Origin of the sequence: Pseudomonas sp. PDM10 (genome assembly GCF_014852295.1) — a bacterium.
Taxonomy (GTDB): domain Bacteria; phylum Pseudomonadota; class Gammaproteobacteria; order Pseudomonadales; family Pseudomonadaceae; genus Aquipseudomonas.
The window spans coordinates 158,919-175,373 of record NZ_JACVBJ010000009.1; the positions used below are offsets into that span (position 1 = coordinate 158,919).

The following is a 16,455-nucleotide window of genomic DNA, read 5'->3' on the forward strand; positions in this document are numbered from 1 at the left end:
GCAAGCCTTGCTCCTACGGTTTTGTATCGCTCACAAAATGGTGGTCGCCACCCAACCCGTAGGAGCAAGGCTTGCCCGCGATGAGGCCCGATCAGCCACCGATGATTTTCATGATGGTCGCGCCACCGGAAAATGCCACTTCCTGCTTATCGCCCAAGGCTTTCACCAAGAGTCTCTGCAAGGCAGGCAACGCTTGATGACGGGGCTTGTCCAGCAGGTCGCCGACATAGTGGCGGTTGCTCGACGACAGGCAGCCATGCAGCCAGCCCGTAGAGGACAGACGCAGCCGCGAACAGGTGCGGCAGAAAGGAACGCTTTCGTTGGCGATAACGCCGAAGTAGCCCTGACCCGGAATCTGGTAACGCACGGCGGTGGCGTCTACTGGCGCATCGGCCTGAAGGTATTCGTAGCGCTCGCCGATCAGGCTGAGCAACTGCTGAAGGCTGACAAACTGCTGCAGGAAAGCATTGGAGTCGCTGGCCAAGTGGCCCATGCGCATCAACTCGATGAAGCGAAGCTCATAGCCGCGCTCCAGACAGTAATCGAGTAGCGGCATCACTTGATCGAGGTTCTGCCCACGCAGCGGCACCATATTGACCTTGATCTTCAGGCCGGCGGCGCTGGCCTGATCCATACCGTCGAGCACAGTCGCCAGATCGCCGCCACGGGCAATGCTGCGAAAAGCGCTGGCATCCAGGGTATCGAGGGAAACGTTGATGCGACGAATGCCGGCATCCACCAGCAGTGGTAGCTTTTTCGCCAGCAGCTGACCGTTGGTAGTCAGGCTGATGTCCGCCAGGCCCATCTGCCCGACAGCAGTCATGAAGGTTTCGAGTTTGGGGCTGACCAGCGGTTCGCCGCCGGTGATGCGCAAACGCTCAATGCCGGCGGCTTCGATCAGATAGGCCACGCCACGCGCCATGGCCTCGGCCGACAATTCATCCTGCGCAGCGACCAATCGCTTGCCGTTGGGCACGCAGTAGGTACAAGCGTAATTGCAGGCTGAAGTCAGACTGATTCGCAAATTGCGAAAACGCCTGCCTTGACGGTCAACGATCATGGACTACTCCGGCGGAAGAATATTCGGACCACTAAAACTTGACTCACAAATCAAGTTTTAGCAAGTCCTATGCCTGAGTATATTCCTGCGGTACTGCACCACGTAGCGAAATCATGGCGCAATAAGGCAACTGAATGGTTCAGCTGCTCGGGGTGTCGGTATCGCGCTTGCGTTTGTTGCCCATGCGTACGCCGATATCCATCAGGAACTGGAAGAAACCTTCCTGATCTTCCAGCACATTGCTCCAGAACGGCGAGTGATACAGCGCCACGGCGCCGTGCACCAGCGCCCAGGATGCGCAGTAATGGAAGTAAGGCGGAACGTCTTCGAGTTTGCCTTCGCTGATCCGGCCCTTGATCAGCAGGGTCAGACGTTCGAAGTTCGAGGCACGAATCTTGTGCAGCTCCTCGACCATCTCCGGCACCTGATTGCCCTTGACCACCTTTTCTTCCAGGCGATCGAACAACCGATAGCGTTGAGGGTCGCGCATGCGGAATTCGAAGTAGGCCCGGGACAGGGCTTCCTTGTCCTTGTCGACATCGGCCGAATGCAACAGCTCGTTCAAATCGCGCTCGTAATCGAGCATCAGGCGCAGATAAATCTCGGCCTTGGATTTGAAGTGCTTGTAGATCGTGCCTTTGCCGATACCGACGGCATCAGCAATCATCTCGACGGTGACACTGTCTTCACCTTGATCGAGGAACAGCTTGAGCGCGGTATCGAGAATTTCTTGCTCGCGGCGACGAAACTCACGGACCTTACGAGGTTCTTTATGCATAAGAAAAGGTCTGTAGGGGTCAAAATTCGAAGCCGCGTATTATGCCTAACTTGCGCAAAAATGCACGGATCATCCGACCATATATGTGTTTCTTGATGAATTCCGGCAGCCTCGCAGATGAATGAGAACTCAACCGAAGCGCTCGTATTCCAAATTTGTTTAAAAACCGGCACAGGTAAACTGGACTCGGCGCAATACTGATCAATACTTCAACTGTCGGCGGGACATCTCCCCCAAGTGTTGCGCCGATATAGGTACCAACGGACCGCGTGCCTTTGTTTTACTCCTAATGGTCTTAACCCGGATTCACCCCCCAGAACCCGGGTTTTTTTTGCCTGCGATTTAACCTTTCACATGCGCCAGCGGAAACAGGCGCTTGAAGTTCTCGGTGGTTTGCTCGGCAAACCGCTCGTAGGGCTCACCTCGCAACATTGCCAGAAATTCCGCTACGTCGCGCACGTACTGCGGCAGGTTCGGCTTGCCGCGATGAGGGATCGGCGCCAGGTAAGGCGAGTCGGTTTCCACCAGCAATCGATCAACCGGCACTTTACTGGCCACGTCACGCAGAGCATCGGCATTGCGGAAAGTGACAATCCCGGACAAGGAAATGTAATACCCCATGTCCAGCGCCGCTTTGGCCATGTCCCAGTCCTCGGTGAAACAATGCAGCACGCCCGCCTGGGGCAGCGCGGCTTCACGCAGGAGGTTCAACGTATCGGCGCGGGCACCACGAGTGTGGATGATCACCGGTTTGCCCGTCTGCTGTGCCGCTTGCAGATGCAGGCGAAACGACTCCTGCTGCAACTCTGCCGCTTCCGGCTCGTAGTAATAATCCAGGCCCGTTTCACCGATCGCGACCACACGCGGGTGGTTGAGCTCGCGCAACAGCCAATCCAGTGCTGGCGCGGCGCCCGGTTGCACGTCCAGCGGATGCACGCCAACCGAACAGTCGACGTCGTCGTAACGTTCGGCCAGGGCTTTGACGTCGGCGGCATTCTCGACGCTGACGCCGATACACAGAAAGTGCCCTACCCCGCGCTGACGGGCCGCATCCAGTGCAGCATCCAGGGAGCCGTCGTGGGCGGCGAGGTCGAGGCGATCAAGGTGGCAATGGGAATCTACGAGCATAAAAGGGCTGCAACTTACATCGTATGAGTGGGACGGTCGGACTTCAGGGCTCCGGCCAGATGGGTTTCGATTCGACTGCGCGCGGTATTGTCGCCTTCGTTGAATTGTACGCCGACGCCGGCGGCCCGGTTGCCCTGCGCACCTTTGGGGGTGATCCAGGTGACCTTGCCGGCGACCGGAATCTTCTCCGGCTCGTCCATCAGGTGCAACAGCATGAATACCTCATCGCCCAACTTGTAACTCTTGTTGGTCGGGATAAACAGGCCACCGTTCTTGATGAACGGCATGTAGGCCGCGTAAAGCACGGACTTGTCCTTGATCGTCAGGGACAAAATGCCGTTGCGCGGCCCCGGATTGACGAGTTCATTCATGCTGACCTCCGTTGCAGATGCTCAGAGTCTAGGCACAGACGGTCACTTCTGGGTAGGCAAACCCACCCATTGCACCAACAGCGCCTCCAGCAACAACACTCGATTGAGGTTGGCTTTGCTCATCACTTTCTGGCGCTGGGCGAGGATCCAGTCCTGAATATTCAGGACTTTGTCCTGGCCGGCTTTCTGCGCCAGGTACTGAATCACCTTGCGCATGTCCGCCAATCCCAGCCCTTCTTCATCCTGAGTCAGCTGATAGCGCAGGATCAGGCTCGACCAGTCGCAGAACCAGTCGAACAGCAGCAACAGCGGAATCGCATTCCAGCCTTCGGCCAGTTGCGTCGGCGACTGTTGTTGCTTGAGTAACTTTTTCACGCCATCGACCACCAGCGCCCGCTGCTCGCGCACGCCCTGGGTCTGCAAGTTGACGGCGGCCAGTGGCGAACCGGCGGCCAGGGTCAGCAACTCGACGCGCTCTTCTTCCGAGCAATCCGGCAAAGCTTTCGCCAGCCATGCAAGACTCATGGCTTCGCTCGGCAGCGGACAGGCCTGCTGCTGGCAGCGGCTCTTGATCGTCGGCAGCAAACGACTGGTCTGGTGACTGACCAGCAGCAACACCGTATCACCGGACGGTTCTTCAAGGCTTTTGAGCAAAGCGTTGGCGGCGTTGATGTTCATCGACTCGGCCGGCTCGATCAGCACCACTTTGCGACCGCCCATCTGTGCAGTCTGAACCACGAAGCTGACCAGATCACGAACCTGATCGACCTTGATCGCCTTATCGGCTTCTTCCGGTTCCAGAATGTAGTTGTCGGGGTGACTGCCCGCCTTGAGCAACAGACAGGATTTGCATTCGCCGCAAGCATCGTGGGCGGCGCTCGGGCGCTGGCACAGCAAACTGGCCATCAAGCGCTCGGCGAGCGCGCGCTTGCCGATCCCGGCCGGGCCATGGAGCAGATAGGCGTGGGCATGTTGCTTGCGACCGGCCAAATGCTGCCAGAGACTGTCCTGCCACGGATAGGCTTCAGCCACGGGTCAACTCCAGCAGACGCGGCAGCAAGGCATCCAGTGCCTGCTGAACCTGCGCCAACGGCTGGGCGGCATCGACCAGGACATACCGCGCAGGATCCGCTTCAGCACGCTTGAGGAAAGCACTGCGCACCGCATCAAAAAAGGTTCGGCCTTCGAGTTCGAAGCGATCCAGACGACCGCGAGCACTGGCGCGGGCCAGGCCCACTTCCACCGGCAGATCGAAAATCAACGTCAGGTTCGGACGCAGATCGCCCTGGACGAAGGTTTCCAGGGTCGCGATGCGCTCCAGCGACAGGCCGCGACCGCCACCCTGATAGGCATAGGTCGAATCGGTAAAGCGATCACACAGGACCACCGCACCGCGGGCCAGTGCTGGACGAATCACCTCGGCCAGATGCTGGGCTCGCGCGGCGAACACCAACAGCAACTCGGTGTCGGGGTTCATGACTTCGTCAACCGGCGCCAGCAACACTTCGCGGATCCGCTCGGCCAACGGCGTGCCGCCTGGTTCGCGAGTCAGCACGACCTCGATACCCGCGGCGCGCAGGCGCTCGGCCAGGTATTCGCGATTGGTGCTCTTGCCGGCCCCTTCCGGGCCTTCCAGGGTAATAAACAAGCCAGTCACAGGCAGTCCTTAGTCAGAGTCATTGCGGGCTTTGCGGCGCGGCTGCATTCGGTTCGGGCGCGGCTGCGGGTTCTTGAGCGGGTGCTTGCGCCGGCTCCGGTGATGGCGACGGGTCAGGCGTTTGCGGCTCTGGTGGCGCCGCCTGAGCAGGCTCTGGCGACGGCACTTGCGGCACAGCCTCGAGGACTGTGTCGGGCGAAGCCGCCGGAATCGGTGCCTGCTCATCCGCCGCCTCTGGCGCAGTGGTTGGCGCAGGACTGGAGCGATAGTCGGCACGGCGCTTGATCTGGAACTCACGCACAGCGTTATTGTGCGCGTCCAGATCATCGGAGAACACGTGGCTGCCATCACCACGCGCAACGAAATAGAGGCTATTGCCCGCCACCGGGTTCAGCGCTGCATGAATCGCTTCGCGGCCGACCATGGCGATCGGGGTCGGCGGCAGTCCCGAAATCACGTAGGTGTTGTATGGCGTCGGTTCCTTGAGGTGGGCGCGAGTCAATTTGCCGTTGTAACGATCACCGAGGCCGTAGATCACGGTCGGATCAGTCTGCAACAACATGCCCATTTCCATACGCCGTACAAACACGCCAGCGATTTGCCCGCGCTCCTGCGGCACGCCGGTTTCCTTCTCCACCAGCGAGGCCATGATCAGCGCCTGATAGGGTTCGGTGTAAGGCACGTCAGCGGCGCGCTGGCTCCACTCCTTGGCGAGGACTTCGTCAAGACGGTCGTAGGCTTTTTTCAGCAGCTCGACATCGGTCATGCCGCGCACGAAGCGGTAGGTGTCAGGGAAGAATCGCCCTTCCGGAAAAATCCCGCTGTGACCGAGTTTGTCCATCACCTCGCTATCACTCAAACCATCGAGGGTCTTTTCGAGTTTTTCATCCTTGGCCAGAGCAGCGCGGACCTGATGAAAATTCCAGCCCTCGACCAGAGTCAGGCTGTACTGAACCATTTCCCCGCGTTTCCACAGGTCAATCAGGCCTTCGACGGTCATGCCGGGCTGCATGCGGTACTCGCCCTTGTGCAACGGTTGTTTGGCGAGATTGAAGCGCCAATACACCCGCAGCCAGAAAGCGTCCTTGATGACGCCATCGGCTTCGAGTCGATAGAAGGTGCGGGTCGGTGTCGTGCCTTTGGGCACTTCCAGCAGCTCTTCCTGGGTGATGTTCAGCGGCTGTTCCAGCGCCGAATGGATTTTCCAGGCAGAAGCGCCCAGACACAGCCCTGCCAGAACCAATCCGGTTTCCAGCAGCAGCAAGAATTTACGTCTCACGTATCAAGCATCCAGTAGCGCGCGGGCAATGGTTTGGAGTTTACGGGTGAGCGGACCAACCGGCCAGCTCAGTGCGGCATAGGCGCGCACCGGCCAAATGCCATACACGCTGTTGCAGACAAAGACTTCATCAGCCCATTGCAGCTGATCGAGGGTGATATCGGTGATTTGCGTGGGAATCCCCAATGACTCGGCTTGAAACAATAATTCGGCACGCATCACGCCGGCCACGCCGCAGCGCTTCAAATCAGCCGTGATCAGCACGCCATCGCGGATCAGGAACAGATTGCTGAACACGCCTTCAATGACGCGCCCGGCCTGATCGAGCATCAAGCCTTCGGCATGATCGGTGTCTTGCCATTCGGAGCGGGCGATAACCTGCTCAAGACGGTTCAGGTGCTTGAGTCCGGCAAGCAGAGGCTGCCTGGAAAGCCGCGTCGCACAGGGGAACAGGCGAACGCCCTGCTCCGCATTGGCAGCAGGGTAAACCGCAGGAGGGTTGCCCAGCATGATGCGGCGTGCCTGAGCCGAAGGATCGGGCGCATAACCGCGCGCGCGCTCGCCACGCGTGACGATGAGCTTGAGCACACCTTCGCCCAACGCTTGGGCATAGGTCAGTAACTCTGTGCAGACAGCCGCATGATCGAGATTAATTGCCAAGCGCTGGCAACCCTTGACCAAACGCACCATATGCCGATCCAGCAGCACTGGACTGCCGTTGTGTACAGCGATGGTCTCGAACAGACCATCACCGTAAGCCAGGCCGCGATCCTTCAGCGACAAAGCGTCAGCCGGTTGACCGTCGACCCAGCTGTCCATCAGTCAGCGAACCGGCGGAATACCAGCGAGCCGTTGGTACCGCCAAACCCGAAGGAGTTGGACAGCACCACATCGATATCCATATTGCGCGCAGTATGCGGTACGAAATCGAGGTCGCAACCTTCGTCCGGCTCATCAAGGTTGATGGTCGGCGGCGCTACCTGGCTGTTGATCGACAGCACACTGAAGATCGCCTCGACCGCGCCCGCAGCACCCAGCAGGTGACCGGTCATGGACTTGGTCGAACTGACCGCCAGTTTGTAAGCGTGATCGCCAAATACCGACTTGATCGCGCGGGCTTCCGCAAGGTCGCCGGCCGACGTCGAGGTGCCGTGGGCGTTGATGTACTGAACCTGATCGCCATTGATCTTGGCATCGCGCAGCGCATTGGTGATGCAACGTGCAGCACCCGCGCCATCGGCCGGAGGCGAAGTCATGTGGTAGGCATCGCCACTGGTACCAAAGCCGATCAGCTCGGCGTAGATCGTCGCGCCACGGGCTTTGGCGTGCTCCAGTTCTTCCAGAACCAGAGCGCCGGCACCGTCGGACAGTACGAAGCCATCACGGCCCTTGTCCCATGGACGGCTGGCGCGGGTCGGTTCGTCGTTGCGGGTCGACAGCGCGCGCGAGGCACCGAAGCCGCCCATGCCCAGACCGCAAGCTGCCATTTCAGCGCCGCCGGCAATCATCACGTCGGCTTCGTCGTACATGATGTTGCGTGCCGCCATGCCGATGCAGTGCGTACCGGTGGTACACGCGGTGGCGATGGCGTAGTTAGGTCCCTGTGCGCCCAGATGGATGGACAGGAAACCGGAAATCATATTGATGATCGAGCCAGGCACGAAAAACGGAGAAATCCGTCGTGGGCCGGAATCATGCAGCGTGCGACTGGTTTCTTCGATATTGGTCAGTCCGCCAATACCCGAACCCATGGCCACGCCGATGCGCTCACGGTTGGCGTCGGTGACTTCCAGACCGGCGTTACGAACTGCCTGAAAACCTGCGGCCAGACCGTATTGAATGAACAGGTCGAGCTTGCGAGCTTCCTTGACCGACAGGTATTCCTCGACATTGAAGCCCTTTACCGAGCCGCCAAAACGGGTGGAATAGGCAGAAAGGTCGGTGTGTTCGATCAGACCAATGCCACTGCGGCCAGCCAGAATGCCCTGCCAACTGCTCGGCACATCCGTGCCCAGTGGCGACAACATACCCATACCGGTGACTACGACGCGTCTACGCGACACAGCACTCTCCTTTTTTCAAATGACGACTTTGCATCAGGCCTAAAGGAAAAAACCGCACGCCGTGATGGCAGTGCGGTTTTTCCATGACAGCAAGCAACGATTACAAGCTATTAAGCCTGGTGGTTAGTAACGTAATCGATTGCAGCTTGTACAGTAGTGATCTTCTCAGCTTCTTCGTCAGGGATTTCGGTCTCGAATTCCTCTTCCAGAGCCATCACCAGCTCAACGGTGTCAAGGGAGTCGGCACCCAGGTCTTCAACGAAGGAAGCAGTGTTGACCACTTCTTCTTCTTTAACGCCCAGTTGCTCAGCAACGATTTTCTTGACGCGCTCTTCGATGGTGCTCATACCTTGTTTTCACTCCTAATGGACAAATTCAGGCAGCTGGCCAGTGGGTAAGTGTATAGAAAGACTTTTCAGTTTTTCAACTGAAAGCTTCACTCCTCAAACCCGACGACCCTCTGCCTATAAATAGATTGCAGCTTTATAACGGATTTTAGACAGCTCGTATGACATTTTTTTGAAGCAATCCGTCACATTTAACTCATGTACATCCCGCCGTTCACCGGGATTGTAGCCCCAGTAACGTAAGCCGCACCGTCGGATGCAAGAAAAGCGACCACAGACGCGATCTCTTGAGCTTGTCCCAGACGACCCAGCGGAATCTGCGTCTGCAAGGCTTCACGCTGTGCCTCGGGCAGTTCGCGGGTCATATCGGTGTCGATGAACCCAGGGGCCACCGAGTTTACCGTAATCGAACGCGAACCGACTTCACGCGCCAATGAACGGCTGAAACCTTCCAGACCGGCCTTGGCGGCTGCGTAGTTTACTTGGCCTGCGTTGCCCATGGCACCCACAACCGAGCCAATACTGATAATTCTCCCCCAACGGGCTTTGGTCATACCGCGCAAAACGCCCTTGGACAGGCGGAACAGACTGTTCAGATTGGTATCGACGACGTCATGCCATTCGTCATTTTTCATGCGCATCATCAGATTATCGCGGGTGATACCGGCATTATTGACCAGGATCGCCGGCGCACCGAACTGCGATGTAATGCTCGCCAGTACTGCCGCAACGGATTCGTCGCTGGTGACATTGAGTTCCAGGCCAGTGCCTTGAATCCCGTTTTCCGCCAGGGTTGCCGCAATGCGCTCGGCACCCGAGGCAGACGTCGCGGTGCCGATAACGATGGCGCCCTGACGACCCAGTTCCAGGGCGATAGCCTGGCCGATACCGCGGCTCGCGCCAGTGACCAGTGCAACTTTACCTTGCAGACTCATGCAGGCTTCTCCTGATTCAGGCCAACGCTGCGCGAGCGGCAGCGAAGGCGTCGGGGGTATTGAGATTGGATGTTGACACGCCTTCGGCGCAACGCTTGTTCAAGCCAGCCAGCACTTTGCCAGGGCCGCATTCGACCAACTGGGTAGCACCTTTGGCGGCCAGCGCCTGAACCGATTCGACCCAGCGTACAGGCTTGTAAAGCTGCTCGAGCAGATCGCGCTTGAGGGTTTCCAGATCGGCCGGCACAGTGGCGCTGACGTTCTGAACCACCGGAATCTGCGGCGCCTGCCAATCGATCGCTGCGATCGACTCGGCAAAACGCTCGGCCGCCGGACGCATCAACTCGCAATGAGACGGCACGCTGACCGGCAACGGCATGGCGCGCTTGGCACCACGAGCCTTGCAGCCTTCGATGGCGCGCTCGACCGCAGCCTTGGCACCGGCGATGACTACCTGGCCTGGCGAGTTGAAGTTGACCGCACTCACCACTTCGCCTTGCGCCGCTTCGGCACAGGCTGCCAGCACATCAGCATCGTCCAGACCGAGAATGGCAGCCATGCCACCTTGCCCGGCCGGAACGGCTTCCTGCATCAACTGACCACGGCGTTCAACCAGCTTCACCGCGTCGCCCAGGCTCAGACTGCCTGCAGCGACCAGAGCGCTGTATTCGCCCAGGCTGTGACCGGCAACATAAGCCGGACGCGCGCCGCCTTCAGCCAGCCACAGACGCCACAAGGCAATCGAGGCGGTCAGAATGGCCGGCTGGGTTTTATCGGTTTGATTGAGTTGCTCTTCCGGCCCTTGCTGGGTCAGTGCCCACAAGTCGTAACCCAGAGCATCGGAAGCTTCTTTGAATGTTTCGAGGACAACCGGATGTTGTGCGCCCAACTCGGCCAGCATGCCGAGGGACTGCGAACCCTGTCCCGGAAAGACGAATGCGAGGGAAGCAGACATGTAACAAGCCCCTAATGATCTTGTCGTCGGAGAATTGACGTCCCGCTTGGGGACGCAAGAAACTGACAGTTGGATGGCAAATTGAACTGAGCGGTCACATTTAAGCATTGTCCGACGAAAACGCCTAAAGCAACAAATCCTCCAGGCGACCGTGAATACGTTCCGGCAGGTTTTCCTGGATCTCGATCAAGGCACGCTGAATCGCACTCTGGAAGCCCTGAACCCCCGCCGAACCATGGCTTTTCACTACAATCCCCTGCAACCCGAGGAAGCTTGCGCCATTATGCCGCGCAGGCGCCAGATCAGCCTGCAAGCGTTTCATCAGCGGCAATGCCAGAGCACCGACCACTTTCGACGCAAGGTTTTTCTTGAACAAGGCTTCGATGCGCGCGGCAATCATGGTCGCCAGGCCTTCGCTGGATTTGAGCAGGATATTGCCGACAAAACCGTCACAGACCACCACATCCGCCTCGCCACGGTACACACCATCACCCTCGACAAAGCCGATGTAGTTGATACCACGAGCACTTTGCAACAATGTTGCAGCCAGCTTGACCTGCTGATTGCCCTTGATGTCTTCAGTGCCAATATTCAGTAGCGCCACTCGCGGACGAACGATGCCCAGGGTTTCCGCCGCCACCGACCCCATCACAGCGAACTGCAACAGATGCTCGGCGCTGCAATCGACATTGGCGCCCAGGTCGAGCAACTGGCAATAACCCTTCTGCGTCGGAATCGCCGCCACCATCGCCGGCCGATCAATGCCCGGCAAGGTCTTGAGCACAAACCGCGACAGCGCCATCAGCGCACCGGTATTGCCGGCACTGACACAAGCCTGAACCTTGCCGTCTCGCAGCAACTCCAGCGCCACGCGCATCGACGAGTCGGGCTTGCCGCGCAGGGCCTGGGCAGGTTTTTCGTCCATGGCGATGACTTCGGACGCCGGCGCGATCGACAGGCGCGAGCGATCCACAGCCGATTGGCCAGAGAGCAATTCTTCAAGAAGGGAGGGTTGACCGACGAGGGTCAGGTGCAGCGAGGGCGTAGCAGACAGGCAAGCAAGGCTGGCCTGAACAATGCTGCGGGGACCGAAGTCCCCGCCCATTGCGTCAATCGCGATGACTTGAGCAGACAAGTGATTACTCGTCAGCGCCCTTGTCGATCACTTTACGGCCACGGTATACGCCTTCTGGCGATACGTGGTGACGCAGGTGAATTTCACCGGTGGTTTTTTCTACAGACAGAGTGCTTGCCGTCAGGGCGTCGTGCGAACGACGCATGTCACGGGCAGAGCGGGATTTTTTGTTCTGCTGAACAGCCATAATTGATTAACTCCTAAACGTTTGGGTCACGCTTTAACTGCGCCAATACACTGAACGGGTTGGACCGCGTTACCTCGTCCTCGCTCGGTTCGGGCTCATCGAGACCCGCCGGCTGCTGGCATTCTTCCGGATGATGAGCAGGCACAATGGGCAAGGCGAGCAGAAGCTCCTCCTCGATCAGTGACTGCAGATCCAATGGATCTTCGCCCAGTTCCAGCACGTCATAACCTTTCGGCAACGACTGGGTATTCGCACCCTCCTTCACCACAGCATAACTGCATTCGCTATGGATCGGCAGGGTGACCAGCTCAAGACAACGCTGGCAAACCATTTTGACTTCGGTGTCGATAAAACTGTGGATTACCACAGACTTACGTTCATCTCGTTCAAAAACGAATTTAGCCTGCACCGTACCGACAGTGTCGGAAAGCGGGTCGCAGAGTCTCTCCAAATCGGCCAGCAGCATTTCACCTTGAAGGGTGGTGCCACGATCAGCCAATTTGCGCGGGTCAACGTGAGGTGGAATCGGGTCATTCAACATAGGCGCAGCATTATAGGGATGCCCCCAGCCATGTCAAAGGAAATTCAGCCCTGTCCGTCACTTGCAAGCCTCCGCTAGAATTCGCCCCTGCCTTTTGGAGATGCGCATGCTGCCTTTATTACTCGCTTCTAGCTCGGTTTATCGCCGGGAATTGCTGGCCCGCTTGCAGCTGCCGTTTACCTGCAGCTCGCCGGATATCGACGAAAGCCACCGATCGGGCGAGTCTGCCGTCGTGCTGGTAAAGCGCCTCGCCGAGGAAAAAGCACGCGCGCTGGCCAGCAGCCACCCCGCTCACCTGATTATCGGCTCCGACCAGGTCGCGGTACTTGGCGATCGGATTATCGGCAAACCGCACACCTTAGAAAAAGCCCGCGAACAATTGCTGGCTTCGAGCGGCGCCAGTGTGACCTTCCTTACCGGCCTGGCGCTGCTCAACAGCCAGACGGGTGAATGCCAGGTCGACTGCGTGCCGTTCACCGTGCACATGCGCACGCTCGATGAGGCGCGCATCGAACGCTACCTGCGCGCTGAGCAGCCCTACGACTGCGCTGGCAGCTTCAAAGCCGAAGGCTTGGGGGTGAGCCTGTTTCAAAGCACCGAAGGCCCTGACGCCACCAGCCTGATCGGCCTGCCATTGATTCGCCTGGTGGACATGTTACTGGCCGAAGGTGTGCAGATACCTTAAAGATCTTTTGACTTAAAAAAACCGGCAAAAGCCGGTTTTTTTATGCAGCCAGAAAATCAGCGCAACGAAGGCCCCTGAAAGCCCATCCACATCGCCAGATGTTCAGCCACGCTGGCACCGAGTTTTTTCGAGAAGCGGTCGAAGGGCGATTCCTGAACGGTGAAATCCACCAACTCTTTCTCGCCGATCACATCACGCGCCACCGAACTGGCATTCCCCAGACCATCGATCAGGCCCAGCGGCAACGCCTGCTCGCCCGACCAGACCAACCCTGAGAACAACTCCGGATGTTCCTTGTCCTTGAGGCGGTCGCCACGACCTTTCTTGACGCTGCTGATGAACTGCTGATGAGTGGTATCGAGCACGCCCTGCCAGAACAGAGTTTCTTCAGGCTTCTGCGGCTGGAACGGATCGAGGAACGATTTATGCTCGCCGGAGGTGTAAGTGCGACGCTCGACACCCAGCTTCTCCATCGTCCCGACAAAGCCATAACCGGCCGCCGTCACACCAATGGAACCCACCAGGCTCGCCTTGTCGGCGTAGATCTGATCCGCCGCACTAGCGATGTAATAAGCGCCGGAAGCACCCAAATCCGAGATCACCGCGTAAAGTTTGGTGTCTGGATGCAGGCCGCGCAAACGGCGGATCTCGTCATAGACGTAGCCCGACTGCACCGGACTGCCGCCCGGACTGTTGATTCGCAGGATGACACCCTTGACCTTTTCGTCCTCGAACGCTGCACGCAGACTGCCGACAATGTTGTCAGCGCTGGCAGGCTCCTTGTCGGCGATCATGCCGGTCACGTCGATCAGCGCCGTGTAGTTGCCACTGCGGGTGGCAGCTTTTTCCATGTCCATCAAAGGCGAGAACAGGATCAACAAGCCAAACAGGTACACAAAGGTCAACAGCTTGAAGAATACCCCCCAGCGACGGGACCGGCGCTGCTCCTGCACGCTGGCCAGCAAGGTTTTTTCCAGCAGCTTCCAGCTTTTCTCGTCACCGCTCTCTGCGCTCGCCTTGGCGGGCGCTGTCCATTCGTCGGTCATGACATTTTCCCCAACAAAAACCTATTAAGCCCGCTGACTCAGCCAGGCACGCAATTCTGAAAAACGATTAATAGCCAGTACCGGCTCGAATAATTTCAACGCTTCGATCGATTGCGCACCATAGCTGACGGCCACCGAATCCATGCCAGCATTACGTGCCATCTGCAAGTCAAAGGACGAATCGCCCACCATCAGCGCCTGCTCCGGGCGAACCTCGCAGTGAGCGAGGATCTGCTCAAGCATTAACGGATGGGGTTTGCTGGCGGTTTCGTCGGCCGCGCGGGTGATATCGAAATAATCCTCCCAGCCGTGAGACTTCAGCACCCTATCCAGACCGCGACGAGCCTTGCCGGTCGCGACCGCCAAGTGATAACCCTCGGCACGAAACGCCTCCATCGACTCGACCACACCTTCGAACAACGGCGAAGGCACGGCTTCCGAGGCGATGTAGTGATCAGCATAGTACTGACGGAAGGCCACCAGTTCGTCGTCACCAATTTCCGGATACAACGTGCGAATCGCTTCCGGCAAGCCAAGACCGATGATGCCCTTGACGGAAAAATCATCGCGCAACTGAAAACCGGAGCGCTCGGACGCGATATGCATCGACTCGACAATCCGACCAATGGAGTCGGCGAGCGTGCCGTCCCAATCGAAAATCAGCAGCTTGTAATCAGATGGGTGCACTCAGGCGCTCCACGGTTTTAGCCCACATCTCGTCGACCGGCGCCTGCAACTTCAACTCACCGCCATCAGGCAGCGGCACGGTCAGCAGGTAGGCGTGCAGGAACAGGCGCTTTCCGCCCAGGTCACGAATTTCTTTGCTGAAGCCTTCATCGCCGTACTTGGTGTCACCGGCGATGCAATGCCCGGCGTGCAGGGTGTGGACGCGGATCTGGTGAGTCCGGCCAGTAATCGGCTTGGCTTCGATCAGGGTGGCAAAGTCGCCGAAACGACGCAGGACCTTGAACACGGTCACCGACTCCTTGCCCTCCTCCTCGTCGACCTCGACCATACGCTCGCCGGAGCGCAGATTGCTTTTGCCGAGCGACGCCCGGACTTGCTTGATCGAGGCCGCCCAGTTGCCGCGAACCAGCGCCATGTAGCGCTTGTCGACGCCATCGCCGCGCAATGCCGTGTGCAAGTGACGCAGCATGCTGCGCTTCTTGGCGATCATCAGCAGGCCGGAGGTGTCACGGTCGAGACGGTGAACCAGCTCGAGCTCCTTGCAATCGGGACGCAACTGACGAAAGGCTTCGATCACCCCGTAAGTCAAGCCGCTGCCGCCGTGAACCGCGATACCGCAAGGCTTGTTGATCACGATCAACGCCTTGTCCTCGAACACAATCGAGGCTTCGAGGCGCTGCAGCAGGCCTTGGGCCAGTGGCACCGGCTCGTCACGCTCAGGCACGCGAACCGGCGGCACGCGCACGATATCGCCCGCCTGCAGCTTGTATTCGGGCTTGATCCGACCTTTGTTCACTCGCACTTCGCCTTTGCGCAAAATGCGGTAAATCAAGGTCTTGGGCACGCCTTTGAGCCGAGCGAGAAGGAAGTTATCAATACGTTGGCCGGCATATTCCGGCGAGACCTCCAGCAGTTGTACGGCTGGGGTCGAAGGGGCAGTAGTCGTCATGGTGCGGATGATAACAATTTTTTATGGAATTGAAGCACTTAATCATTGCTGCTATAGTCGCGAACGCCGCCAAAAGTGGCCTGGACAGCGGACTAACGGTCAAAAACCGGCCCTGACCAACGCAATTCACGAGGACGAGAGGCCGTCCTACGGGGCTTTCGCTACGAAACGGTAGAGTTTGCAGTTGTAACGAGCGCAGGTGACATGAGGCCTGAAGCATGCCGCAAAGCAGAGTTTTCACTCGCCTTGCGAGCAAATATTCACGGCCAGTTCACAAAGTGCAGTCAGCTACGAACAACCCCGAGCGAACGCTTCGGAAACAACGCCTAAATTAGCCATGATGCGTGACCTCCCCTTTCGGAGCTCACGGTAAATGCCAACCCGCTGCGGATTCTGCGCGCGGCAGCACCCGAATTATCAGGGATACGTGTAGGGTGGAGATGCACAACCGCTGGACTGTGTAGCAATAGGCTTTATCAAGACGCTTCATCTCGTCCACAGCCGCTGGTTGATTCCTCCTCCTGACTGAGTGCTTAAGTAGCCACAGCAAGCAGGACGCGTACGTCGCGACGCCGGCCCACATTGGCCGCCATCGCTAGACACTGGAGTGTCCAACCACTCCTGACGCACCTGACACCGACCATGAGAAGTC

General features: G+C 58.4%; 19 protein-coding genes. 1 reads left to right on the forward strand and 18 read right to left on the reverse strand.

All coding sequences use genetic code 11. From position 1 onward, the window contains the following. Positions 1-91: 91 nt before the first annotated feature. From IB252_RS28450 to IB252_RS28520, 15 genes are all read right to left on the reverse strand, one after another. Positions 92-1,060, reverse strand: coding sequence for a GTP 3',8-cyclase MoaA (locus IB252_RS28450; RefSeq protein ID WP_046049083.1), 969 nt, complete (start codon positions 1,058-1,060; stop codon positions 92-94). A gap of 139 nt (positions 1,061-1,199) precedes the next feature. Next, entirely contained in the window at positions 1,200-1,838 is a 639-nt protein-coding gene (locus tag IB252_RS28455) for a TetR/AcrR family transcriptional regulator (protein WP_008152317.1), read from the reverse strand. A 342-nt stretch (positions 1,839-2,180) separates the two neighbouring features. Further along, positions 2,181-2,966, reverse strand: a complete 786-nt coding sequence (locus tag IB252_RS28460; protein ID WP_192410997.1) for a TatD family hydrolase — start codon at positions 2,964-2,966, stop codon at positions 2,181-2,183. 14 nt (positions 2,967-2,980) lie between these two features. Then, positions 2,981-3,337, reverse strand: coding sequence for a PilZ domain-containing protein (locus tag IB252_RS28465; RefSeq protein ID WP_008152321.1), 357 nt, complete (start codon positions 3,335-3,337; stop codon positions 2,981-2,983). Positions 3,338-3,379: 42 nt separating this feature from the next. Beyond that, the gene (locus IB252_RS28470; RefSeq protein ID WP_192410998.1) at positions 3,380-4,369 is read right to left on the reverse strand and encodes a DNA polymerase III subunit delta'; all 990 of its coding nucleotides are present in this window, start codon (positions 4,367-4,369) and stop codon (positions 3,380-3,382) included. Further along, the gene (tmk, locus tag IB252_RS28475; protein WP_192410999.1) at positions 4,362-4,994 is read right to left on the reverse strand and encodes a dTMP kinase; all 633 of its coding nucleotides are present in this window, start codon (positions 4,992-4,994) and stop codon (positions 4,362-4,364) included. Before tmk ends, IB252_RS28470 begins: the two co-directional genes overlap by 8 nt. 19 nt (positions 4,995-5,013) lie before the next feature. Continuing rightward, a complete protein-coding gene (gene mltG, locus IB252_RS28480) occupies positions 5,014-6,273 on the reverse strand; it encodes an endolytic transglycosylase MltG (RefSeq protein WP_192411000.1) in 1,260 nt (419 codons plus the stop codon). 3 nt (positions 6,274-6,276) lie between these two features. Beyond that, on the reverse strand, positions 6,277-7,092 hold the full coding sequence (pabC, locus tag IB252_RS28485) for an aminodeoxychorismate lyase (protein ID WP_192411001.1): 816 nt from the start codon (positions 7,090-7,092) through the stop codon (positions 6,277-6,279). Next, complete coding sequence (gene fabF, locus IB252_RS28490; protein ID WP_111451778.1) at positions 7,092-8,336, reverse strand: beta-ketoacyl-ACP synthase II; 1,245 nt, start codon at positions 8,334-8,336, stop codon at positions 7,092-7,094. Before fabF ends, pabC begins: the two co-directional genes overlap by 1 nt. A 110-nt stretch (positions 8,337-8,446) precedes the next feature. After that, positions 8,447-8,683: an acyl carrier protein gene (gene acpP, locus IB252_RS28495; protein WP_003442511.1), complete on the reverse strand. Its 237-nt coding sequence runs from the start codon at positions 8,681-8,683 to the stop codon at positions 8,447-8,449. A gap of 191 nt (positions 8,684-8,874) precedes the next feature. Beyond that, complete coding sequence (gene fabG, locus IB252_RS28500; RefSeq protein ID WP_111451777.1) at positions 8,875-9,618, reverse strand: 3-oxoacyl-ACP reductase FabG; 744 nt, start codon at positions 9,616-9,618, stop codon at positions 8,875-8,877. Positions 9,619-9,634: 16 nt separating this feature from the next. Further along, positions 9,635-10,573: an ACP S-malonyltransferase gene (gene fabD / locus IB252_RS28505; RefSeq protein WP_008152335.1), complete on the reverse strand. Its 939-nt coding sequence runs from the start codon at positions 10,571-10,573 to the stop codon at positions 9,635-9,637. 124 nt (positions 10,574-10,697) lie between these two features. Then, positions 10,698-11,708: a phosphate acyltransferase PlsX gene (plsX, locus tag IB252_RS28510; protein ID WP_192411002.1), complete on the reverse strand. Its 1,011-nt coding sequence runs from the start codon at positions 11,706-11,708 to the stop codon at positions 10,698-10,700. 4 nt (positions 11,709-11,712) lie between these two features. Then, a complete protein-coding gene (gene rpmF, locus IB252_RS28515; RefSeq protein ID WP_008152339.1) occupies positions 11,713-11,895 on the reverse strand; it encodes a 50S ribosomal protein L32 in 183 nt (60 codons plus the stop codon). A gap of 13 nt (positions 11,896-11,908) precedes the next feature. After that, positions 11,909-12,436, reverse strand: coding sequence for a YceD family protein (locus tag IB252_RS28520; RefSeq protein ID WP_008152342.1), 528 nt, complete (start codon positions 12,434-12,436; stop codon positions 11,909-11,911). Between the two features lie 106 nt (positions 12,437-12,542). Here IB252_RS28520 and IB252_RS28525 point away from each other — a divergent pair, with 106 nt between their 5' ends. After that, positions 12,543-13,121: a Maf family protein gene (locus IB252_RS28525; protein WP_111451776.1), complete on the forward strand. Its 579-nt coding sequence runs from the start codon at positions 12,543-12,545 to the stop codon at positions 13,119-13,121. Positions 13,122-13,177: 56 nt separating this feature from the next. Here the strand turns inward: IB252_RS28525 and IB252_RS28530 are convergent, their stop codons facing one another. The 3 genes from IB252_RS28530 to rluC are packed head-to-tail and all read right to left on the reverse strand — an operon-like array spanning position 13,178 to position 15,803. Continuing rightward, positions 13,178-14,167 (reverse strand): S49 family peptidase, encoded by a 990-nt coding sequence (locus IB252_RS28530; protein ID WP_192411003.1) that lies wholly within the window; start codon positions 14,165-14,167, stop codon positions 13,178-13,180. Between the two features lie 24 nt (positions 14,168-14,191). Next, positions 14,192-14,854 carry an HAD-IA family hydrolase gene (locus IB252_RS28535; protein ID WP_192411004.1) on the reverse strand — a complete coding sequence of 221 codons (663 nt, stop codon included), beginning with the start codon at positions 14,852-14,854 and terminating at the stop codon, positions 14,192-14,194. Next, complete coding sequence (gene rluC / locus IB252_RS28540; RefSeq protein ID WP_008152351.1) at positions 14,841-15,803, reverse strand: 23S rRNA pseudouridine(955/2504/2580) synthase RluC; 963 nt, start codon at positions 15,801-15,803, stop codon at positions 14,841-14,843. Before rluC ends, IB252_RS28535 begins: the two co-directional genes overlap by 14 nt. Positions 15,804-16,455 lie beyond the last annotated feature (652 nt).